Annotated in this window: 15 protein-coding genes; 1 reads left to right on the top strand and 14 read right to left on the bottom strand. The window is 64.9% G+C overall.

Going from position 1 to position 18,939, the window contains the following annotated elements; genetic code table 11:
* Window positions 1-111: 111 nt before the first annotated feature.
* The 4 genes from ACFXIV_RS41130 to katG form a co-directional block, all read right to left on the bottom strand.
* A complete protein-coding gene (locus ACFXIV_RS41130; RefSeq protein ID WP_379402232.1) occupies window positions 112-1,539 on the bottom strand; it encodes an amidase in 1,428 nt (475 codons plus the stop codon).
* The gene (locus tag ACFXIV_RS41125) at window positions 1,536-2,390 is read right to left on the bottom strand and encodes a GntR family transcriptional regulator (protein WP_379402233.1); all 855 of its coding nucleotides are present in this window, start codon (window positions 2,388-2,390) and stop codon (window positions 1,536-1,538) included. Before ACFXIV_RS41125 ends, ACFXIV_RS41130 begins: the two co-directional genes overlap by 4 nt.
* A 133-nt stretch (window positions 2,391-2,523) precedes the next feature.
* The gene (locus tag ACFXIV_RS41120) at window positions 2,524-2,724 is read right to left on the bottom strand and encodes a hypothetical protein (protein WP_379402234.1); all 201 of its coding nucleotides are present in this window, start codon (window positions 2,722-2,724) and stop codon (window positions 2,524-2,526) included.
* 323 nt (window positions 2,725-3,047) lie between these two features.
* A complete protein-coding gene (gene katG, locus ACFXIV_RS41115) occupies window positions 3,048-5,276 on the bottom strand; it encodes a catalase/peroxidase HPI (protein ID WP_379402235.1) in 2,229 nt (742 codons plus the stop codon).
* A 224-nt stretch (window positions 5,277-5,500) separates the two neighbouring features.
* Between katG and ACFXIV_RS41110 the strand changes: the two genes are divergently transcribed.
* A complete protein-coding gene (locus tag ACFXIV_RS41110; RefSeq protein WP_379402236.1) occupies window positions 5,501-7,261 on the top strand; it encodes a sigma-54-dependent Fis family transcriptional regulator in 1,761 nt (586 codons plus the stop codon).
* A gap of 252 nt (window positions 7,262-7,513) precedes the next feature.
* On the opposite strand, the gene ACFXIV_RS41105 is transcribed toward ACFXIV_RS41110, so the two are convergent.
* The 10 genes from ACFXIV_RS41105 to ACFXIV_RS41060 all read right to left on the bottom strand — a co-directional run bounded on the left by ACFXIV_RS41105 (window position 7,514) and on the right by ACFXIV_RS41060 (window position 18,168).
* Complete coding sequence (locus ACFXIV_RS41105; RefSeq protein WP_379402238.1) at window positions 7,514-8,869, bottom strand: FAD-binding oxidoreductase; 1,356 nt, start codon at window positions 8,867-8,869, stop codon at window positions 7,514-7,516.
* Between the two features lie 55 nt (window positions 8,870-8,924).
* Entirely contained in the window at window positions 8,925-9,251 is a 327-nt protein-coding gene (locus ACFXIV_RS41100) for a putative quinol monooxygenase (RefSeq protein WP_379402239.1), read from the bottom strand.
* Window positions 9,252-9,333: 82 nt separating this feature from the next.
* Window positions 9,334-10,983 carry a chaperonin GroEL gene (gene groL / locus ACFXIV_RS41095; protein WP_379402240.1) on the bottom strand — a complete coding sequence of 550 codons (1,650 nt, stop codon included), beginning with the start codon at window positions 10,981-10,983 and terminating at the stop codon, window positions 9,334-9,336.
* A 37-nt stretch (window positions 10,984-11,020) separates the two neighbouring features.
* Window positions 11,021-12,046 (bottom strand): NAD(P)-dependent alcohol dehydrogenase, encoded by a 1,026-nt coding sequence (locus ACFXIV_RS41090; RefSeq protein ID WP_379402241.1) that lies wholly within the window; start codon window positions 12,044-12,046, stop codon window positions 11,021-11,023.
* Window positions 12,043-12,789 carry an iron-sulfur cluster assembly protein gene (locus ACFXIV_RS41085; protein ID WP_379402242.1) on the bottom strand — a complete coding sequence of 249 codons (747 nt, stop codon included), beginning with the start codon at window positions 12,787-12,789 and terminating at the stop codon, window positions 12,043-12,045. The genes ACFXIV_RS41090 and ACFXIV_RS41085 overlap by 4 nt, the downstream gene beginning before the upstream one ends.
* Before the next feature lie 2 nt (window positions 12,790-12,791).
* A complete protein-coding gene (locus tag ACFXIV_RS41080; protein ID WP_379402243.1) occupies window positions 12,792-13,817 on the bottom strand; it encodes an amidohydrolase family protein in 1,026 nt (341 codons plus the stop codon).
* A 99-nt stretch (window positions 13,818-13,916) separates the two neighbouring features.
* Complete coding sequence (gene mimD, locus ACFXIV_RS41075) at window positions 13,917-14,252, bottom strand: propane 2-monooxygenase effector subunit MimD (protein ID WP_364617787.1); 336 nt, start codon at window positions 14,250-14,252, stop codon at window positions 13,917-13,919.
* 5 nt (window positions 14,253-14,257) lie between these two features.
* Window positions 14,258-15,364 (bottom strand): aromatic/alkene monooxygenase hydroxylase subunit beta, encoded by a 1,107-nt coding sequence (locus tag ACFXIV_RS41070; RefSeq protein WP_379402244.1) that lies wholly within the window; start codon window positions 15,362-15,364, stop codon window positions 14,258-14,260.
* Between the two features lie 46 nt (window positions 15,365-15,410).
* Window positions 15,411-16,460: a 2Fe-2S iron-sulfur cluster-binding protein gene (locus ACFXIV_RS41065; protein WP_379402245.1), complete on the bottom strand. Its 1,050-nt coding sequence runs from the start codon at window positions 16,458-16,460 to the stop codon at window positions 15,411-15,413.
* A 76-nt stretch (window positions 16,461-16,536) separates the two neighbouring features.
* Entirely contained in the window at window positions 16,537-18,168 is a 1,632-nt protein-coding gene (locus ACFXIV_RS41060) for a methane monooxygenase (RefSeq protein WP_379402246.1), read from the bottom strand.
* Window positions 18,169-18,939: the final 771 nt, after the last annotated feature.

Genomic DNA, 18,939 nt, shown 5'->3' with positions numbered 1-18,939 from the left:
GGTCGGCGTATCGGGCGTCGGGGATCTTGTGGAGAGTGTCGGACAGATCGGAGACCAGGCGCTGAAGGGTCTCGACTGCCTCATTTTCCTTCGGGTCTTCGGACCATGTTGTCATTGTCGGGCTTTCGTGAGGGCGGTGGGGACGGCGAGGTGGTGGGCGGTGCGGCGTTGGTAGGCGTCGCCGGCGCGGAGGACGAGGGATTCGTCGAAATGCTTGCCCGTGATCGACATCGAGAGAGGAGTGCCGGTGCTGGACAGCCCGATCGGGAGGGCGAGGGTTGGGTTGCCGAGCGGGTTCCAGTAGGGAGTGTGCAGGGAAGCCAGCACATCGAGTGGCTGGAGTTGGTCGATGGTGTCCAGGCGGGGTGCGCCGAGATGGCCGGTGGGGGTGATGATCAGGTCCACGCGGTCCAGCAGGTCGGCTACCCGATGCTGAGCTATTCGCCGGACCCGTTGGGCCTGAACGTAATCCGCGGCGGTGACGGCTCCGCCGGCGGCGAGGACGATGCGGGTGCCGCGGCCGTAGTCGGTCCACCGCTCGAGCAGGTCGCGGCGATGGTAAGCGTGCGCCTCGGCCAGCATGACCACGATGTCGATGGCTATCACTTCGGGATACATGGGGACTTGGACCGGCAAGATGGTCGCGCCCGCCGCGCGGAGTGTGTCGAGGGCTGCCGTGAACAGTGACGGCTGCTCGGGATCGATACCGGCGGCGGCGTAGCGGTCGAGATTGTCCACACCGATGGTGACGTCGTGCAGATCGCCGGTGAGCGCGGCCGGATAGTCCGGAATCGGTGCCCGCGCGCTGTACGGGTCGGAGGGATCGGGGCCCGCCAGGACGGAGAGCAGCAGGGCACAGTCTGCGGCGGTGCGGGCCATCGGGCCGACGTGGTCCAGGGTGTGGCCGAGCGGCACGACACCGGATTTCGGGACACGGCCGAATGTCGGCTTCAGACCGGTGATTCCATTGAACGCGGCGGGAATTCGGATACTGCCCGCAGTGTCGGTGCCCACCGCGCCGAGGAACATTCCCGCCGCGATGCCGCTGCCCGAGCCCGAACTCGAGCCACCCGCCCAGCATTCCGGATCCCACGGGGTGCGCGGGACCGGAAATGGCTTGTCCGGGTCCGGGATTCCGATCGCGAACTCCATTGTCGTGGTCTTGCCCATGACGATGCCGCCGGCGGCCTCCAGGCGGTGGACGGCGATGCTGCACCCGACGCTGTTCGCCCAGTCGGGATCGAGGACGAGGCTCTGGGCGGTGGTCGGCCCGTGCGGATGGGCCAGAATGTCCTTGACGCCCAACGGGATTCCATCCAAAGGCGACAACGGGCCGCCCGTCGCGATTTTGGCGTCGACGCGTTCGGCGTGTTCTCGTGCCAGGTCGTCGAATCGGCTGAGGAACACGCCGACCTCGCTGTCGTGGCGCTCGGCCTGGGCGATGGCCTGCTCGACCAATTCCACGGCGCTGACCTCATGGTTCCGCAAGCCCGCGGCGGCATCGGTAAGGCTCTGCATGGCCGGTGCGACGGTGCTCATTGCTGCTCCTCGAAACGTCCGACGGTCAGGGTCCTGGTCAGATCGATGCGCATGACCCGGTCGATACGCAATTGGAGATCGCTGCAACAGGTTCCGAGCGCATAGTCGACGATCTCGCCGTCCCGGTTGCGAATCGACTGCTCCAGCAACATGACCGGCTCCCCCGGCATTACATGCAGCAGCGCGGCCGCGTAGTCATCGGCGCGTGCGGCCTGCATGCCGATGTCGAAGGTGTCGAGGGCGACGCCGCCGTGATGCAGCAGCGAATAGAAGTCATCGACGAAGGCGACCTGGTCGACTCGGGCCGCCTCGGGTGAGCGCAGGTAGTTGGTGAAGATGGCCAGCGGGCGATCATCCACCAAGAGCACGTATTCGACGCACAGGCAGTCATCGCCGGGTTCCACCCCGGTGAGCCGATCGGTGATCACCTTCGGGGCAGGAATCCACGCCCAGTGCAGCAGCCGCGGCGCGATCCGGCCGAGCTCCAGATGCTGCTCGAGCGAATGTCCTGCGGGTGGAAGCGCGCCGCGCACAACGTATTCCGATCGGATCGGCACCGTGCCCATGCCTCGGCGGCGCTCGATCAACCCGGCCCGCCGTAGCAGGTCCAGCGCTTCGCGGACCACATCCCGCGACGCCTGGTATTCGGTCATGAGCTCGGGTTCGGCGGGCAGCCTGCCGCCGCCGAAGGCCCCGGCGCGCAGCGCGGCGCGGAGGGCATCGTGCAGGCGGCGGGCCAGCAGATGTGATGCGGAGGGAAGCACCTCGCGAAACTGGTCGCGGAACCTCGAGTGCCCGTCGCGGAATTCGTCCCGACCGGCTCGGAGGGATGGTTGTGCACTGAACTGCATGACCGCAGTGTGCATCCGGACGGTATTACGCGACATGAAATTTGGTTAACGTCCAGTTACGCGGTCCGCGAAACCCTGGCCGTGCTCTTGACCTGCTCTTTCGTGCACCGATGCCATAGGTTTCGCGGCTCGCTCAGCCGTGCGCGGCCTTGGGAGCTTGGTCCGGAAGGTGTTGCGCGGATCCGCTTCCGGCCATCGCGTCGCGGACGATTCGGTCGACGGCCTCGGCGGTCCGGGCCAGGTCGGCGTCGGCGGTGCGGGCGCAGCGGCGCACGGCCGCCCAATGAGCCCGACCAGCCTCTTCATTGTTGACCCGCAGTGCATCCTCGAACAATTCGGTTGCCCGGGACCGTTCCCCTTGCTGCCAGGTCGATAGCCGGACAGGTGTCTTATATTCGCGAATACATCTGCGTCGCAGGCAGATTCAGTCTACAAGTGCGTAAGAATCGCGCGCCATCGGTCCAGTGCCCGGCTCAGACGGCGAGTCACTGGGGTAGCACGCACACCGCTGGTACACCAGACGGCGCCGAGGAAGATCAATAGTTCGATGACTCCGACAGGAATTGGTTGAGGCACGGAGGGATCGATGCTTTCGAGACGCCGGTGTCCCGCCGATCGAACAGAACTGCGGGACACCGGGTTTGCGGGAAGAACGGGTCAGACGAGGTCGAACCGGTCCAGGTCCATGACCTTGGTCCAAGCACTGACGAAGTCGTCGACGAACTTCCGCTGGTTGTCGTCTTGGGCATAGACCTCGGCGACGGCACGCAACTGGGAATTGGAGCCGAAGACGAGATCGACCCGGGTGCCAGTCCAGACGACAGCGCCGGTGGTGCGGTCGATGCCCTCGTAGACGCCATCCTCGGTATCAGAGGACCGCCATTCGATCGCCATGTCCAACAGGTTGACGAAGAAGTCGTTCGTCAAGGTACCGGGGTCGGTGGTGAGCATGCCGAGTCGGGAGCCCTGGTGGTTGACTCCGAGCACACGCAGGCCACCGATCAGGACGGTCAGTTCCGGGACGGACAGGGTGAGCAGGTTCGCTCTGTCGATCAGCAGGTACTCGGTCGGCAGGTGGTCGCCCTTACCCAGGTAGTTGCGGAACCCGTCGGCGGAAGGCTCGAGCGCGGCGAAGGACTCCACATCGGTCTGCTCCTGGGTAGCGTCGGTGCGTCCTGGGGTGAACGGCACCTCGACGGCGAATCCGCCGACGCGGGCTGCGTGCTGCACCGCGACCGAGCCGGCCAGCACCACCAGATCCGCGAACGAGATCCTGATATCGCCGGACTGCGCGGCATTGAACGACCGCTGGATGTCCTCCAGCACCTCGATGACGTGTGCGAGCTCGTCGGGTTGGTTGACCTCCCACCCGGCTTGCGGCTGCAAACGAATGCGGCCGCCGTTGGCGCCACCGCGCTTGTCACTGCCGCGAAACGACGAGGTCGCTGCCCATGCGATGGAGACCAGCTGTGCCACAGTCAGTTCCGACGCCAGGATGCGATCCTTCAAATCGGCGATCTCGGCCGGGCCGACGAGAGCGTGATCGAGCTCCGGGATCGGGTCCTGCCACAGCAGGGTCTCCGCTGGTACCTCGGGTCCGAGATAGCGGACCTTGGGGCCCATATCGCGGTGGGTCAGCTTGTACCAGGCCTTGGCGAACTCCTCGGCCAGTTCTTCCGGGTGTTCGAGCCAGCGGTGGGTGATCTGCTCGTAGATCGGATCGAACCGCAGCGACAGATCGGTGGTCAGCATAACCGGGGTGTGGGTCTTGCCCTCGATATGGGCGTCCGGCACGGTGCCCGCTCCCGCGCCGTCCTTTGGAATCCACTGGTGCGCACCGGCGGGTGACTTGGTCAGTTCCCACTCGTAGCCAAAGAGGGTCTCCAGGAACGAGTTGTCCCATGTGGTGGGCGTGGGCGTCCAGGTGCCTTCGAGGCCACTGGTAATCGCGTCCTGGCCGACACCGGTGCCGAATTCGCTCTTCCAGCCCAAGCCCTGCTGCTCGAGCGGTGCGGCCTCGGGCTCGGGGCCGACATTGTCGGCCGGGCCCGCACCATGGGTCTTGCCGAAGGTGTGGCCACCCACGATCAGCGCCGCGGTCTCCACATCGTTCATCGCCATGCGACGGAAGGTCTCACGGATATCGACGGCCGCCAGCAGCGGATCCGGATTGCCGTTGGGCCCTTCGGGGTTCACATAGATAAGCCCCATCTGCACTGCCGCGAGCGGGGTCTGGAGGGCCCGCTCACCGGTGTATCGGCCGTCAGCGAGCCACTCACGCTCCGGGCCCCAGTACACGTCCTCCTCAGGTTCCCATCGGTCGACGCGGCCGCCACCGAAGCCGAAGGTATGGAAGCCCATGCCCTCGAGCGCGACATTGCCGGCGTAGACGATCAGGTCGGCCCATGACAATTTGTTGCCGTATTTCCTCTTCACCGGCCACAGCAACCGCCGCGCCTTGTCCAGGGAGGCGTTGTCGGGCCACGAGTTCAAGGGAGCGAAGCGCTGCATGCCCGCACCGGCTCCACCGCGGCCGTCACTGATACGGTAGGTACCCGCCGCGTGCCAGGCCATACGGACGAAGAACGGGCCGTAGTGACCGAAATCGGCCGGCCACCAGTCCTGCGAGGTGTGCATGACCTCGACGATGTCGGCCTTCACCTCGGCCAGGTCGAGGGTCTCGAACTCGGCGGCGTAGTCGTAGTCCGAGTCCATGGGATTGGATGCGGGCGGATTCTTCTGCAGGATCTTCAGATTGAGCTGATTCGGCCACCAGTCGCGATTGCTTCCCCCCACGGTCGGGTACTTCAGACGGCCGGATGTCACGGGGCAACCCGCGGTCGGTGCGGTATTGGCGTCGCCGATGGGCGGATGGTCCTGCGGCACAACGATTCCTTTCGGAGCGGATGACTCTGGTGTCGATCACGGGATTGCTCGCGATCCGCCGGATAGCGCGGGCCGCAGCGGCGAAGCCTGACCGCAGCCCGCGCCGGAAACCGGCTCACGACATGCTGGCGGGTGAGCCCGGCAATTCACGTCTCAGATTGAGATCTCCATCACATGGCTATGGCGTAGCGTTCATTTCGGCGAATGAATGAAGAGGTAGTCAGATGGTGAGCAACGACGACACCAGCACTCTGCTCCTACGGGCACGAGACAGATTTCTGAGTTCCGGGGCGGTAGACGATCGGCTCGTTTCTGGCACCGTTCGTGATTCTTGGCAACGCTCCCGCGAGCTGCGCATTCACCCCGATCGCGTCGATCTTCCGTTCGTCCGGGCACCGAGCCTCGATTCGCCGCTGGTCACCGCGGCGGAACCCGTGATCCACCGACTGGGCGACGACCTGGCCAGCCAAGCCGTCAGCGTGATCCTGACCTCATCCGACGGGCTGGTCCTGCATCGTATCGCCGCCGACAGCGCCATCCTCGACGCACTCGATGAAGTTCAACTGGCCTGCGGCTACAGCTACGCGGAGAAGTTCGTCGGCACCAATGGCATCGGCACCGCGGTCGAGACCGGACGGCCGACCTTCATTCGAGGGGGCGAGCATTATCTCGGTACCCTCAGTCAGCTCGCCTGCGCGGGCTCCCCGATCCGCGACCCCTTGTCCGGCCGCGTGGTCGGGATCCTGGATCTCACGTGCTGGGTGAGTCAATCCGATCCGATGCTGGTAGCACTCGCCAATACGGCCAGTGCGCAGATCGAAGATCGGCTGCGCGCCCAAGCGAGCGAGGGGGAGGCGGCGCTGCTGGACGCCTACCTGCGGCAATGCCGCCGCTACCCCGCCGGTGTGCTCGCCGTCGGCGGCGACATCGTCCTGATGAACCGCTACCTGCGCCAATCGCTGGATCCGCTCGATCAGCACGCCATCTTCGAGCACGCCGTCGACCTGCAACGGGTGCTGGCGACGACGACTGGTGCGGTCCTGCCCAGCGGACAGTTCGCCAAAATCACTGTCGCGGAACGAATCCGGCTGCGCAGTGGCCGTATCGATATCGTCGCCCATGTCACGTTGACCGACAGCACCCGCAGCAGCGCGCGCCTGGCGTCGCGCCGCCCCACCATTCCCGGACTAGCCGGTCGCAGCAACTCCTGGCGACGCAGCTGCCAACAAGTCGAACGGTGCTGCGCCGATCGCAACTGGGTGGTGCTCGACGGCGAGCCGGGATCCGGCCGCGCCAAGCTCGCCGAGATGGTCGCCCATCACGTCCGACCGGACAAGACGGTCCGAGTGCTGCGCACAGGTCGGCATCTGTCCCCCGAGGGGGTTCTCACACTGCTGGAAAATGAAGTCGCCAGTGACGATTTCGACATCGTTTTGGCGGATATCGATCAGCTGCCCGTCGATACCGTCGAACCGATGTCAAGTCTGTTGCAGGCATGCGTGGGTCGCGGCTGGATCGCGGCCACAATGAGCTCGGCGGAGCCGTCACCGCAGGTGGAGGCACAGCTGCTGCCCTTGTTCATGCACACCGTGCCGGTTCCGGCGCTGCGGCACCGTATCGAGGATCTCGACGATCTGGTGCCGCATCTACTGCGCGAACTGAGCAAAGGTTCCGACGTCGAGTTGTCCCCTGCGGCGCATCGGCAGTTGACGAAACTGGCCTGGCCCGGCAACGTCTCCCAGCTGCGCCACGTACTCGCCGATACCCTCACCCGGCAGCGCTCGGGCATCATCACGCCCGACAAGCTACCACCCGAGTGTCATGCGCTGGCGCGGCGCACACTGACGCCCATGGAAGCGCTCGAACGCGACGCGATCGTCCGGAGTCTGCAGGACCGCAATGGCGACAAACAGGCGGCCGCGGCCGATCTCGGCATTTCCCGGGCGACGATGTATCGCAAGATCCGGCAATTCGGCATTTCCTAGACGCGGTGTCGCACCGAACGAGCAATTCTCGTTTCGAGACGGATAATTCGGCGCTGCGGCCAAAAATAGTTGTAGGACATACGCAGTCGTCGAAACAACCGTCCCGGCTTCCGTTTCGCCACCCGAGGTGAGGACCATAATTGTCCTCGCCGCTCCGTCAAAGACGCCGGAGTGGTTCACAGGGGCGTGGACCTTGATACGAGCGATTCTCACCCGGGGCGGTTGGTTCGCAGGGCCGACATAACTCGCGAATTATATTGCGCGACCGGGATTCAGGATCCCGGCCGGATCGAATACAGCCTTCACGCCATTCATCAATCCCAGCTCCACCGATCCGACCATCGGTTCGAGGTAGCGGCGCTTGAGGTCGCCAACACCGTGCTCGCCGGTGATGGACCCGCCCAGGTCCAGGCAGCGGCGGATCATGTCGTCGAAGGCGTGCTGGGCGCGTACCGCGGCGGCGGTGTCGTGGGGGTCGAAGACGATGGTGGGGTGAAGATTGCCATCGCCGGCGTGCCCGAAGGTTCCGATCAGGAGGCAGTGCCGGTCCGCGATCTCCGCGATGGCGTCGAGCATGTCCGGCAGCCGGGGCACGGGTATCGCGAGATCGTCGAGCAGGGTGCTGCCGCGGCGTTCGAGGGCGGTGAGCGCGAGGTGGCGAGCCTGCATGAGACCGTCACTTTCGACTGGGTCGTTCGTCAGGTGGACTTCGGTGGCGCCGACGATGCGGCACGCCTGCGCACAGCGCTCGGCCTCCGCCTCGGCCGCGTCGCCGTCACATTGGATCAGCAGCAGGGCGCCGGCATCGTCCATACCCATGCGCGTCATCTGGTTTACCGCGGAAATCGTTGTGCTGTCCATGAATTCGCACAGGCTCGGATCTGCCGTGGCGCGAATACCCAGCACGGCGGCGATCGCCTGCCCCGGATCGGGGAAGACCGCCGCGACGGTGACGGCCCGCGCGGGTCGGGCGCGCAGCCGCATGGTCGCCTCCACGATGACGGCCAGGGTGCCCTCGGATCCGACGAGCAGTCGGGTGAGGTCGAGGCCGGCGACATTCTTCCGAGTCGCCGCGCCGGTGTGAATGATGCGACCGTCGGCGAGAACCGCCTTGATGCGGGCGACATGGTCGCCGGTGACACCGTACTTCGCACAGCACGCGCCACCGGCATTCGTCGCCAGATTTCCGCCGATGGTGGAGAACGCGCGGCTGCTCGGGTCCGGGACGTACCACAGTCCGCGCTCCGCGGCGGCGGCCGCGAGATCGCCGTTGACGACGCCGCATTCGACGGTGGCAGTGCGCGCCCGCTCGTCGATTTCCAGGATCCGGTTGAGTTTCTCGGTGCTCAGCACGACGCAGCCGTCGACCGCGTTGGCGCCGCCCGCCAGACCGGTACCCGCGCCCCGGGTGACGACCGGGACATGGTAGCGATACGCGGTGTGCAGGGTGGTGACGACCTCGTCGACGGTGCGGGCGCGGACGACGGCGACCGGGCTGCCCGCGGGCGACAGCAACGATTGATCACGGGTGTAGCCCATCATCAGGTCACGATCGGTCAGCACCGAATCGCCCATTGCTGCCGCCAATTCCGTCACGACACCGGTCATCGCCACGGTCGTTCGCCTCGGCTCGCGTCGGCGCCGATCTCCGTGTGGAGTCGCGTCACGCGGAAATCTCCAGCTCTCCCATCCGTGACCATTCGGTTCCGGGCACGTCGGTGTGGATGATGCGCGGCGTTTCGGCCAGCGCCGGGCGCATGGCTTCCAGGCCGCGGCGGAAGTGCTCGGACTTCACGTGCTCGACGCCGGCTGCGCCGTCCCGGAAGGCCTCCACGAGAACGTATTCGGCACGATTGTCGGTGCCGCGGCTCCATTCGAACCACAGATTGCCCGGCTCCGACCGTGTGCCACGGGTGAATTCACCGGTGATGTCGAGCCAATCGTTCTGGAGTTCCTCGCGGACCTTGAATTTCACCACGATGAAGATCATTGGGATTCCTTAGGTTTCGGGGCGGCACGAAGAGCACCGCCCTCCCGTGGCGGGAGGAAGCGGTGCTTCGTGTGTGGGTGGGTCAGTAGATATTGGAGGGGCGAACCATGCCCTCGGCGAGGTCGCCGAAGCCGGGGGCGAGAATGGCACCGGGGTTGCCGACGATCTCCTCCACAACCGCGGTCTCGGTCGTGATGAGCAGTGCCGCAATGGAAGCGGCACTTTCGAGGGCCGCGCGAGTGACCTTGAAGGGGTCGATCACCCCGTAGTCGAACATATCGCCGTAGGTGCCGGTGAGCGCGTTGAAACCCTGGCCGAGAGGCAGGTCCGCGACCACTAGGACCACCTCGTCACCATCGAATCCGGCATTGATGGCGATCCAGCGCAGCGGTTCGGCGAGCGCGCGGCGCACGACATCGCGGCCGATGGCTTCGTCGCCGGGCAGGTCGAGTTCGGCCAGGGCCCGATGCGATTGGGCCAGGGCGGTGCCGCCGCCGGAAACGATGCCGGCTTCCACCGCGGCGCGGGTCGCGGCGAGCGCGTCCTCGACACGGAGCATGCGTTCCTTGAGTTCGACGCTCGTCGCGCCGCCGACGCTGATCACCGCGACCCGGCCGGTGAGCCGAGCGATGCGTAGTTCGAGGCTGTCGCGATCGGCGTCGATCTTGGCCCGCTCGAGCTGCGCCTCGAGCTGCACGATCCGGGCATCGAGCAGACGCGGCTCCCCGCGACCACCGACAATTGTCGTCTCGTTTTCGGTCACGGTGATGCGATCACAGGAGCCCAGGTGCTCACGGGTCACCTCGGACAGTTCGATCCCGGTGTCCTTGGCGATGACGTGACCGCCCAGCGCGACCGCGAGATCCTCGAGCTCGGCGACCCGCCGGTGGCCGAAGCCGGGGGCACGGACCACCACGGACTGCATGGTCTTGTGCATATTGCCGCCGACCAGCAGTTGCAGGGCGGGACCGTCGACGTCCTCGGCCAGCACCACCAGCGGCCGGTCCGCGCGTTTGGCCACCTCGATGCTCGGCATGATGTCCTGCACCTGGGTGATCTTCTTGTTGGTCAGCAGGATCAGCGGATCGGCGTGGACCGCTTCCATCCGTTCCGGGTCGGTGACCATGTAGCCGGAGATGTACCCGTGGTCGAACTGGATGCCGTCGACGATCCCGACCGACAGTCCGAGGGTCTCGCTCTCCTCGGTGGTGACAACCCCGGACTTGCCGACATAGTCGACCGCCGTGGCGATGGCCCGGCCGATCGTCTCGTCGTCACTGGCCGCGAGAGTGGCGATGCGCCGCAGATCGCTTTCGCCACCCACCTCGGACACCTGTTCCCGCAGCGCCTCGACCACTGCCGATACCGCCTGCTCGATGCCGCGGCGCACCCGCATCGGGTTCGCGCCCGCATCGACCGCACGCAGTCCCTCGCGGACCATCGCCTGGGCCAGCACGGTCGCTGTTGTCGTGCCATCACCCACCACGCCGTTGGTCTTCATCGCGACTTCCTTGACCAACTGCGCGCCCATATTCGCGAAAGGTTCGCGCAATTGGATCTCGCGGGCGATGGTCACGCCGTCGTTGGTGATCGTCGGCGGCCCGGTCAGCTTCTCGAGCACCGCATTGCGCCCCTTCGGGCCGAGGGTCACCTTGACCGCGTCGGCGAGCGCGTTGACTCCCTGCTCGAGCCGCGATCGCGCGTCCTTGCTGTAGCGCAGCTCCTTGGCCATGGCTGGTACTTCCTTACATTTCGATGGTGGATGGGGGTCAGGGAACGAGAATCGCGCGACCGCGGACGCGTCCGGCGTCGAGATCGTCGAGCGCCTGCTGGAAGTTCTCGAGCGCGTATTTCGTCGTGTGCAGGGTGACCTTGCCCTGGGCTGCGAGAGTCATCAGTTCGTGCAGGTCGTTGTACGAGCCGACCAGATTCCCGATGAAATTGATCTCGGTGGAGATCACATCGATCGTTGGGACGTCGATGTTCTCGCCGTAGCCGACGACGTAGTAATTACCGGCGCGGCGCAGCATCGCAATCCCTTCCCTGGTCGCCCCGCCCTCGCCGACGAAGTCGACGACGGCTTCGGCGCCGTGACCGCCGGTCAGGTCCAGCACCTGTTGGATATGGGTGCCGTCGGCGACGATGCCGTGATCGGCGCCGACCTGCCGAGCCAGCTCGACCGCGGCCGGATTGCGGTCCAGCACAACAACGGTGACGCCGGAGATCGCCTTCAGCACCTGAATGCCGATGTGTCCCAACCCGCCCGCGCCGATCACGACGCAGAAATCACCGGGCCGGGTCGCCCGGGCGACCTTGGCCACCGCGTGGTAGGCGGTCAGGCCCGCGTCGGCCAGCGCCGCGACGTCCGCCGGTTCCAGCGAATCGTCGATGCGGACGACACTGCGGGCGGTGGTGCGCAAATATTCCGCGTAGCCACCATTGACGTCGATGCCGGGGAACTTGCTGTTCTCGCAGTGCACATCATCGCCGAAACGGCAGGCCCGGCAGAGTCCGCACGTGATCAGCGGATGCAGAATCACCTTGTCGCCCACCGCGACGTTGGTGACCGAATCACCCACGGCGTGAACCCATCCGGCGTTCTCGTGGCCGATCGTGTACGGCAGCTCGACCCCACTCTTCTGCGCCCACTGCCCCTCGAGGATGTGCAGATCGGTGCGGCATACGCCCGCACCGCCGATGTGCACGATCACATCGAGCGGCCCCTCAATGGTGGGCTCGGGAATGTCGGTGAGCTGCAGCTTGGTGTGGTATCCCACCACCTGCACGGCTTTCATCGCGGACTCCTGGTCGTTCTGAGATCGATGATTCGGGTTGTGGCGTCGGCGGATTCGCCGTCGCCGTATCGGGTGGCGAGCAGGCCGCGGCAGAAGTGGGAGTTGCCCTCCATCGAGATCCGCACGGACCTGGCGAATCTCAGGCGGAGCGGGATCGCGTCGGGCGAGACGCGCTTGCCGTCGTCGTCCACCAGCACCGGGCTCGCCGGGCACAGACTCAGCCCGATGCTGTAGCGGCGGCGCAGCAGCGCCGCCTTCTCCTTGCCCGGTGCGAGGTCGGAGAGGGTGAGACGGTAGATCTCGTTGGCGCCCATGGGGTTGTGCTTCACGTGCGCTTCGAGGCACCGTTCCATCGCCGCCGCGTGCGCCTTCGAGCGGAAGGTCCTACGGAGTTCGAGCAGGCTCTCTTCCGCCTCCACACCGAAGGTCCCCAGATATCCGGCGTCGGCAGCGAGCCCCGCGTTGATCTTGTCGCTGTCGTGGTGATCGTCGAGCAGCACCCGCACCGCGCCGATACCCTCGACTTCACGGAGCGCGTCGAGCGCGTCGGAGGCCATCAGGTAGGCGAAGTTGGGCGAGCAGAACGCGGTGGGAAGGCGAAGATGAACGGTGACCCCGTCGTCGGCGAGGGTGATCGAGCGGACGAAGCCCAGATCGGTGATCGGCTCGTCCAGTTCGGGATCCACGACCGTCGACAGCGCCTGCAGCACAGCCGATTCCGTGCAGACGGCGATGGCGGTCATGACTACACCGTCTCCCGTATCCGGGGCTGGGAGGCAGGCGACTCGGCCACTCGCAGCTCGGCGGGGACTTCGAGGTCGTACAGCGCCGCGGCGTTGAGCCCGAGGATCTTTTTCTTCTGTTCCACGGTGATCGGCGGGTATTCGCCCAGCATGTCCTCGGGGATCTGGAAATCGACGAATTGCTCGATCAGCCACTTCGGCGTCCACAGCGCGTAGTCGCTGCCGAACAGGATCCGGTCCTCGTCGAGCCAGTAGAGCAGTTCACCGATGATCTGGGCGAAATACCTTGGGCGCGTGTGGATGAACGGCAACGCCACCGCCAGTCCGCCGTAGACGTTGGACTCCTGGGTCGCGATCCAGCAGAAGTCCTCGAGCCGCGGCAGCCCCACGTGCTCGACGATGAAACGAAGGTCGAGGTAATCGGTGGCGACCTTGTCGATGTCGGAGACATCGAAGGCATCACGGTCGAGTGGGCGGATGGTCGGGCCCTTGTGAACGTGAATGTTGGTGATACCCAGCTCGATGCATTCCTCGAGGTAGCGACGTGACCACGGGTCGTCGAGCTTGTATCCGCGGGAGTCACCGTGCCATTCGGCGGTGTAGAGCTTGACGCCCTTCAGATTCATTCGCTCGGCGTCCTTGCGGAGCTGCTCGAGGCCGGCCTCCCCGTACCGCGGGTCGTAGGCGTGGTTGTAGGTGAGCTTGCCGGGGTGCTTGCCGACCAGAGCCAACGCTTCCTCGGTCTGCCCGAACCCGTTGCGGTAGAAGTCGCTCAGCAGGGTGGCCTGGAAGATGGCGTGGTCGACGTAGCCGTCGACGAAGAGGTCGCGCTCGAGACGGTCGGGGCCGTAGTAGGTGTAGGTGTCGTAGTCCCAGAGGTATTCCTCCGGACTGAGGTTCTTGTGATAGTCGTAGAAGCAGTCGATGAACTGCTTCCCGTGCACGTTCTTGTGATTCGACTCGCGGCCGTCCCAGAGGTGAACGTGGCCGTCCACGATGAAGTACTTGTCGCCGTTCTTCTCGTACATGCTTGCTACTCCGATATTCGAGATGTGGGCTGGTGCGGCGCCGTCGACCACGAGTGATCCGGTGACGGCGCCGGCACACGGTTTACTGCGGGTGCTGCTTCAGTGCGCGGTGAGGTCGAATCCGATGTACTCGGCGGCGTCCTCGGGGCTGGCGAAAAGCAGTGTCTTGTCGTCGAGATGGACCATCCGCCCGTAGTGGGTGGAACTGATCTCCTCGAAAGTGGAGCCGTCGAACTCCTCGCCCAGGGCGTCGCTGAGTTCGGCGTAGTCGAAGTCGAGCAGGCGCTGACCGTCGACCCGGATCATCGACGGATACTCGGTCAGTTCCACACCGTCCTTGCCACCCATCACCTCTGCGACGACGCGGCCGATGGGTGTGTTCATCAGGGTCACACCGCACATGTTCGAGAACTCGGTGGACGATCCGAATTGCATGCTGCTCACTGGTCCAACTCCTTGGGGATATCCAGCCCGAGATCCTCGAGCAGGGAAGCGAACTTGTCCTTGGCGGTTTCGAAGCTGGTCGCGAAGGTGACCGCCTTGTCGGCCGGCTGCGACCAGATGGGCTGCAGCGCGCGGGCCGCGTCGAGGCAGCGCGGCACCCAGGTCTGCAGCCAGGTGCCGAACAGCTCCTTGTTCGTCTCCCCGTACTCGGGGTCGCGGGTCAGCAACCGGAACAGGTTGCGGGAGTATGTGAGATCGCGGTCGTAGTCGTGCTCGCCGGTGCCCACGATGGTGGGCGTGATGTAGTCGCCGTTCCCGGCGGCGATCTGCATGACCAGTTCACTGCGGAACAACGAACCGATCAGCTGCTCGAAGACGATGTTCGCGGCGAACAGCAGCTCACACCAGTCCGGCACCGCGGTCAGCCGTTCCACCACCTCACGGGTGGGCTGCCACTCGGGCGCGGACTGCCACACCTGCTTGTGGGCGGCGCCGTCGAAGTCGGCGCTCGCCTCCGACAGATCCAGGTTGAACAGCGCCAGGTCCTGCGCGAATCGCATCTTGTGCGCCGCGTTCACCGCGACGGCGGTATTGATCATGTTGGTGGGGCAGGAGCGCTGGATGGAGGTGAACACATGCAGTGCCAGACCGTTTTCCGCATGCATCCACGCGCCCAGGTTGCGGGCGATGAACGTCAGCCACGGCAGGTTCCAGGCGTCGTAGACGCGAGCGCGCTTCGCATTCGACAGACACAGGTCGACCTGGTGGACGACCTTGGAGTTGTTGCGGTAGATGGTCTGGTCCCATTCCTCGTTAGGGTCGAGGAAGGCATGCCAGTTCGACGATTTCGCGACGGTCCACTCCTGCGGGTAGCCGCCCGGACCGTCGGCGAAGCCGTAGATCCAGCCCTGCGTGAGATGGCGCTCGGGGTCTGGTTGTACGTCGACCGTCACGTCCTCGTACATCGTGGAACGCAGTTTGGCAGGTTTGTAGTAGTTGTACGTGCGGCTTCGGGAGCTGGGGAACTCGAGCGCGCCGGCTTCGGAGTCGGTGAACTCGATTGTGGGGAAGCTGCGTTGCTTGTTCCCGGTGGTTGCGGTCATCTCGTTTCTCAGTTCTTGTCGGTGCAGGAGGAGCTGGTTCCCGCGGTTACTGATCGAAGGCAGGGCTGGTGAACTTGTCGTAGAAGATCTGGTCCTTGGGGGTATTGCCGGCCTCGAGCAGTTCGAGGGCGGCATCGACCATCGGCGGTGGTCCGCACAGATAGACCTCGGCCTTGCCGAGAGCGGGTTCCCGGCGCGCGACGACGTCGGTGACATTCCCTGCTTCGACAACGACCGCGTCCGAAACCTGGTGCGGATCCAGCGATTCCGAGAGGCAGGCCACGAACGTGAAATCCGTCAGATGTGCTCCGAGCCGGAGGATCTCGTCGAGATAGAACAGATCCGCCGGGGTGCGGGCCCCGTAATAGAAGTGCATCTGCCGGGTATTGCCCGTCTCACTCATGTGCCGTAGCAGCGAGAGAATCGGGGCCATCCCCGCCCCGCCTCCGATGAAAACCAACGGCAGGACGTGGCCCTCTTTGAGGGTGAAAGACCCGTATGGGCCGGTCAATCCGATCTCGTCGCCCACCGAGATCCCGTCCTCGAGCAACCCGGCGAACTTGCCGCCCGGGTATTTCTTGATGAGGAATTCGACCTCCTCCGGTGTTGACTGTGTCGTCGCCATTGAGAAGGACCGGTGTTCCTCGGTTCCGGGGATCCGAAGATCGGAGTACTGGCCCGGCTTGAACTCGTAGGCCGCCGGTTCGACGAGCCGCAGCCGCAGCGAGACGATGTCCTTGGTCATCAGCTCGATCGCGACCACCTGCGTGCGCACATCCTGGATGGCGATACCGCTGAGGAGCTCGTCCTCGTCGAAGTTGAGCAGTTCGATGGTGCAGTCACTGAAAGCATGTGAGCGACAGAGCAATACGAAGCCCTCCTCCACCTCGGCGTCGTTACACGCGAAGGTCGAGTAGTTCTCCATCTGGATCTCGCCGTCGAGGACGTAGGACTTGCAGGCCGAGCACCGCCCCTCGCGGCAGCCGTGCATGAGGTGAATTCCTTGCCGGAACGCGGCATCGAGAATGTTCTCCTCTTCGCCGACTTCCATCTCGATGTCGACGGGCTCGAAGTTGATACGGTGCTTGTCGGCCACGGGCGTGTCTCCTGGGCTCGGGAATCGGTGGTGAGGCGGTGGGTGGCGCCACGTCGGCGCCACCCACCGGGCCGGATCAGGCCGGGACGGCGCCCGCGCGGTACGCGGCGATGTGCGCCTCGCGTTCGGCGTCGGACATCTGGTTCAGCAGCACGTTCGGGCTGTTGAAGGTGTTGCCGCGCACATCGTCGAGGGTCCACAGCTTCTTCGGATCGTCCAGATGCAGGTGCGGCTGGCCCACAAGGGTTTTGCCGTCGTCACGGACGTAGCCGAGATCGGAGACGATGTCGGCCAGGTCTTTTCCGTGGTGCAAGGTTTCCCACTCACGGAATCCGGTGAGCCGACCCATATTCGGGGTCGGGCGGCCCTCGTACTCGCCGCGGAAGGCGACAGCGTCGGTCCAGTAGCAGGTTTCCGAGCAGTAGGTCCGCCACTGGTCGTCGACCTTCTCCACCACCATGTCCTCACGGATGAGTGCAGGCACCATGCAGGTCCAGCAGCGATGCGGATACTGGTATCCGACCTCCTCGAAGGCGATCGGCTTGTTCCGGCCGGGGTAGGCGAGACGGTTGTACTCCTCCCACCACTTGCCGTACTTCGAGTACCAACCCGGGTACTTGTGCTCGAACCACTCGAAGTCCTTGTCGGTCATCGCATCGATGCGCCAGTAGTTGACCGGCCAGCCGGTGGCGAAGAACCGGGCCACCTCGTGCACGTAGCCCTTGTCGACAATGCGTTTCCAGGCTTCCTCGACCAGATCGTGAGGAATGGTCAGGCCGTACTTCTCGAGCGGGATCAGGTAGCTGCGGTAGTAGTCGTCGTAGATCCAGCGCCGCCACATCTCGGCGTAGCTCTCGCGATCCTTGCGGCGGTCCTTCGTGCCGTACTCGATGAAGGTACCGATCGCCGCGTCGACCACACAGTGGTTGTTCCACCACGCGTAGCGCAGATCCCGTTCCAGCAGTGGGCGATTGCGTTCATCGGCCAGCGCCATCAGCAGGATCGAGTAGCCGTTGGAGATGTGGCGGGACTCGTCGGACTGCACCGAGTGGAACACCGTCGGCAGCAGATAGTCGCCGTTGGCCGCGGCCTCGTCGGGCATGGCCACGAAAAGCGTGTTGGTGAAGGCGGTTTCGGCCACCACGGTCAGATAGATGTTCGCGGCGGTGATCGCGTCGCCGGTGATGAACCCTTCACCGAACTGGCGGCCGATGGTGCCCGCATAGTTGTTCGCGAACGCCTTCTCCGTCATGTCGAACCCGGCGGGATCGATGTAGTTGTTCATGTACAGCTTCTTGAGGTTCATCTGAATCGTCGAATGACGAACCTCGTCGATCATCTGCACGGCCAACCCGTTGTGGATCTCGGGATTCGGCACGGCGTCGATCGCCATCGGCATCGCTCGCGCGGCCGAGATCTCCGGGAACGGGATGATCGACAGGAACAGCTTCTGCCACTCCAGCCACCGCTGCTGCACCTGCCGGAACATATTGCCGCGGATCGCGCCGTCCATAGCGCCGTAGACACGGTTGTCCTTCTCTTCCTCCATCGGGAAGTAGGACCGCATGATCTGCTTGAGCGGGTCTTTCTTCGGGGCCTTCTCAAAGGTGTAGTCGGTCCCGAACCGCGTCGCCGGCGTCGCGAAGGTCGGTTCCCATGACAGCTCGGTGATCTTCGCATGCGCCTTCGTCAGGCTTTGCCTACTCAATGTTCGCCTCCTGGATCAACTGCCGACGGTGTGTCGGCGGTGGGGCCGTTGCCCGATCCATTGGAGCCGCAGAACGGTCTCGTGGGCGTCTCAGTGTGAGACGGGCATCACATCCGAGGACCTCGGACTGTCCCCCATGGACACGAAGATTCGCAGAGGTGCTCAATTGCGATTCCCTCATATTTGGAGGCCGGACCACAAAGGGAAAGGCCAGATGGTGGAGAAGAGACCAAAGTCCCGACATGCCTGGGAGATTCATGTACATACCGTCTTGGTCGCCAGCGTCTGCCGACTTCCGCGTTTCCCGGCTGGGCGATCGTGGCGGCGATTACCACCCTGAGGTGGGTCGAACGCAACTTTGGTCACTCAGTCGCGAAAGCCTATGCAGGACACGTCCATACACAGCCACGGGGCAACCACCATTTACACCAGAGCAGGGATCGAAGAAGTCGCCGAAGCCCTCGCCGCGATGACCGGCGAACCACACCCCCCGGCCATCGAAGCGCTGCTCACCTGGCACCACGCCGACCAATCTCCGCCCCTACCATGAGAAGCGCCTATGCAACTGCACTGATACGAGCACCCGGCGGCCACGATGTCGGCCCCGGGCAGACCGGGAAATGAACGGCCGTGGGGGGGCCCCCCCCCCCCCCCCCGCCGCCCCCCCCCCCCCCCCCCCCCCCCCCCCCCCCCCGGGGGGGGGGGGGGGGCCCCCCGTGTTGTGTCCCGGGGGCGGGGTTGTGGGTTAGGTGCGGCGGTTGCCCAAAATCG

It is taken from the genome of Nocardia sp. NPDC059236 (assembly GCF_042754085.1).
Taxonomy (GTDB): Bacteria; Actinomycetota; Actinomycetes; order Mycobacteriales; family Mycobacteriaceae; genus Nocardia.
Note: the sequence above shows the minus strand (reverse complement) of the source record. Positions and strands in the feature narration are given on the sequence as shown.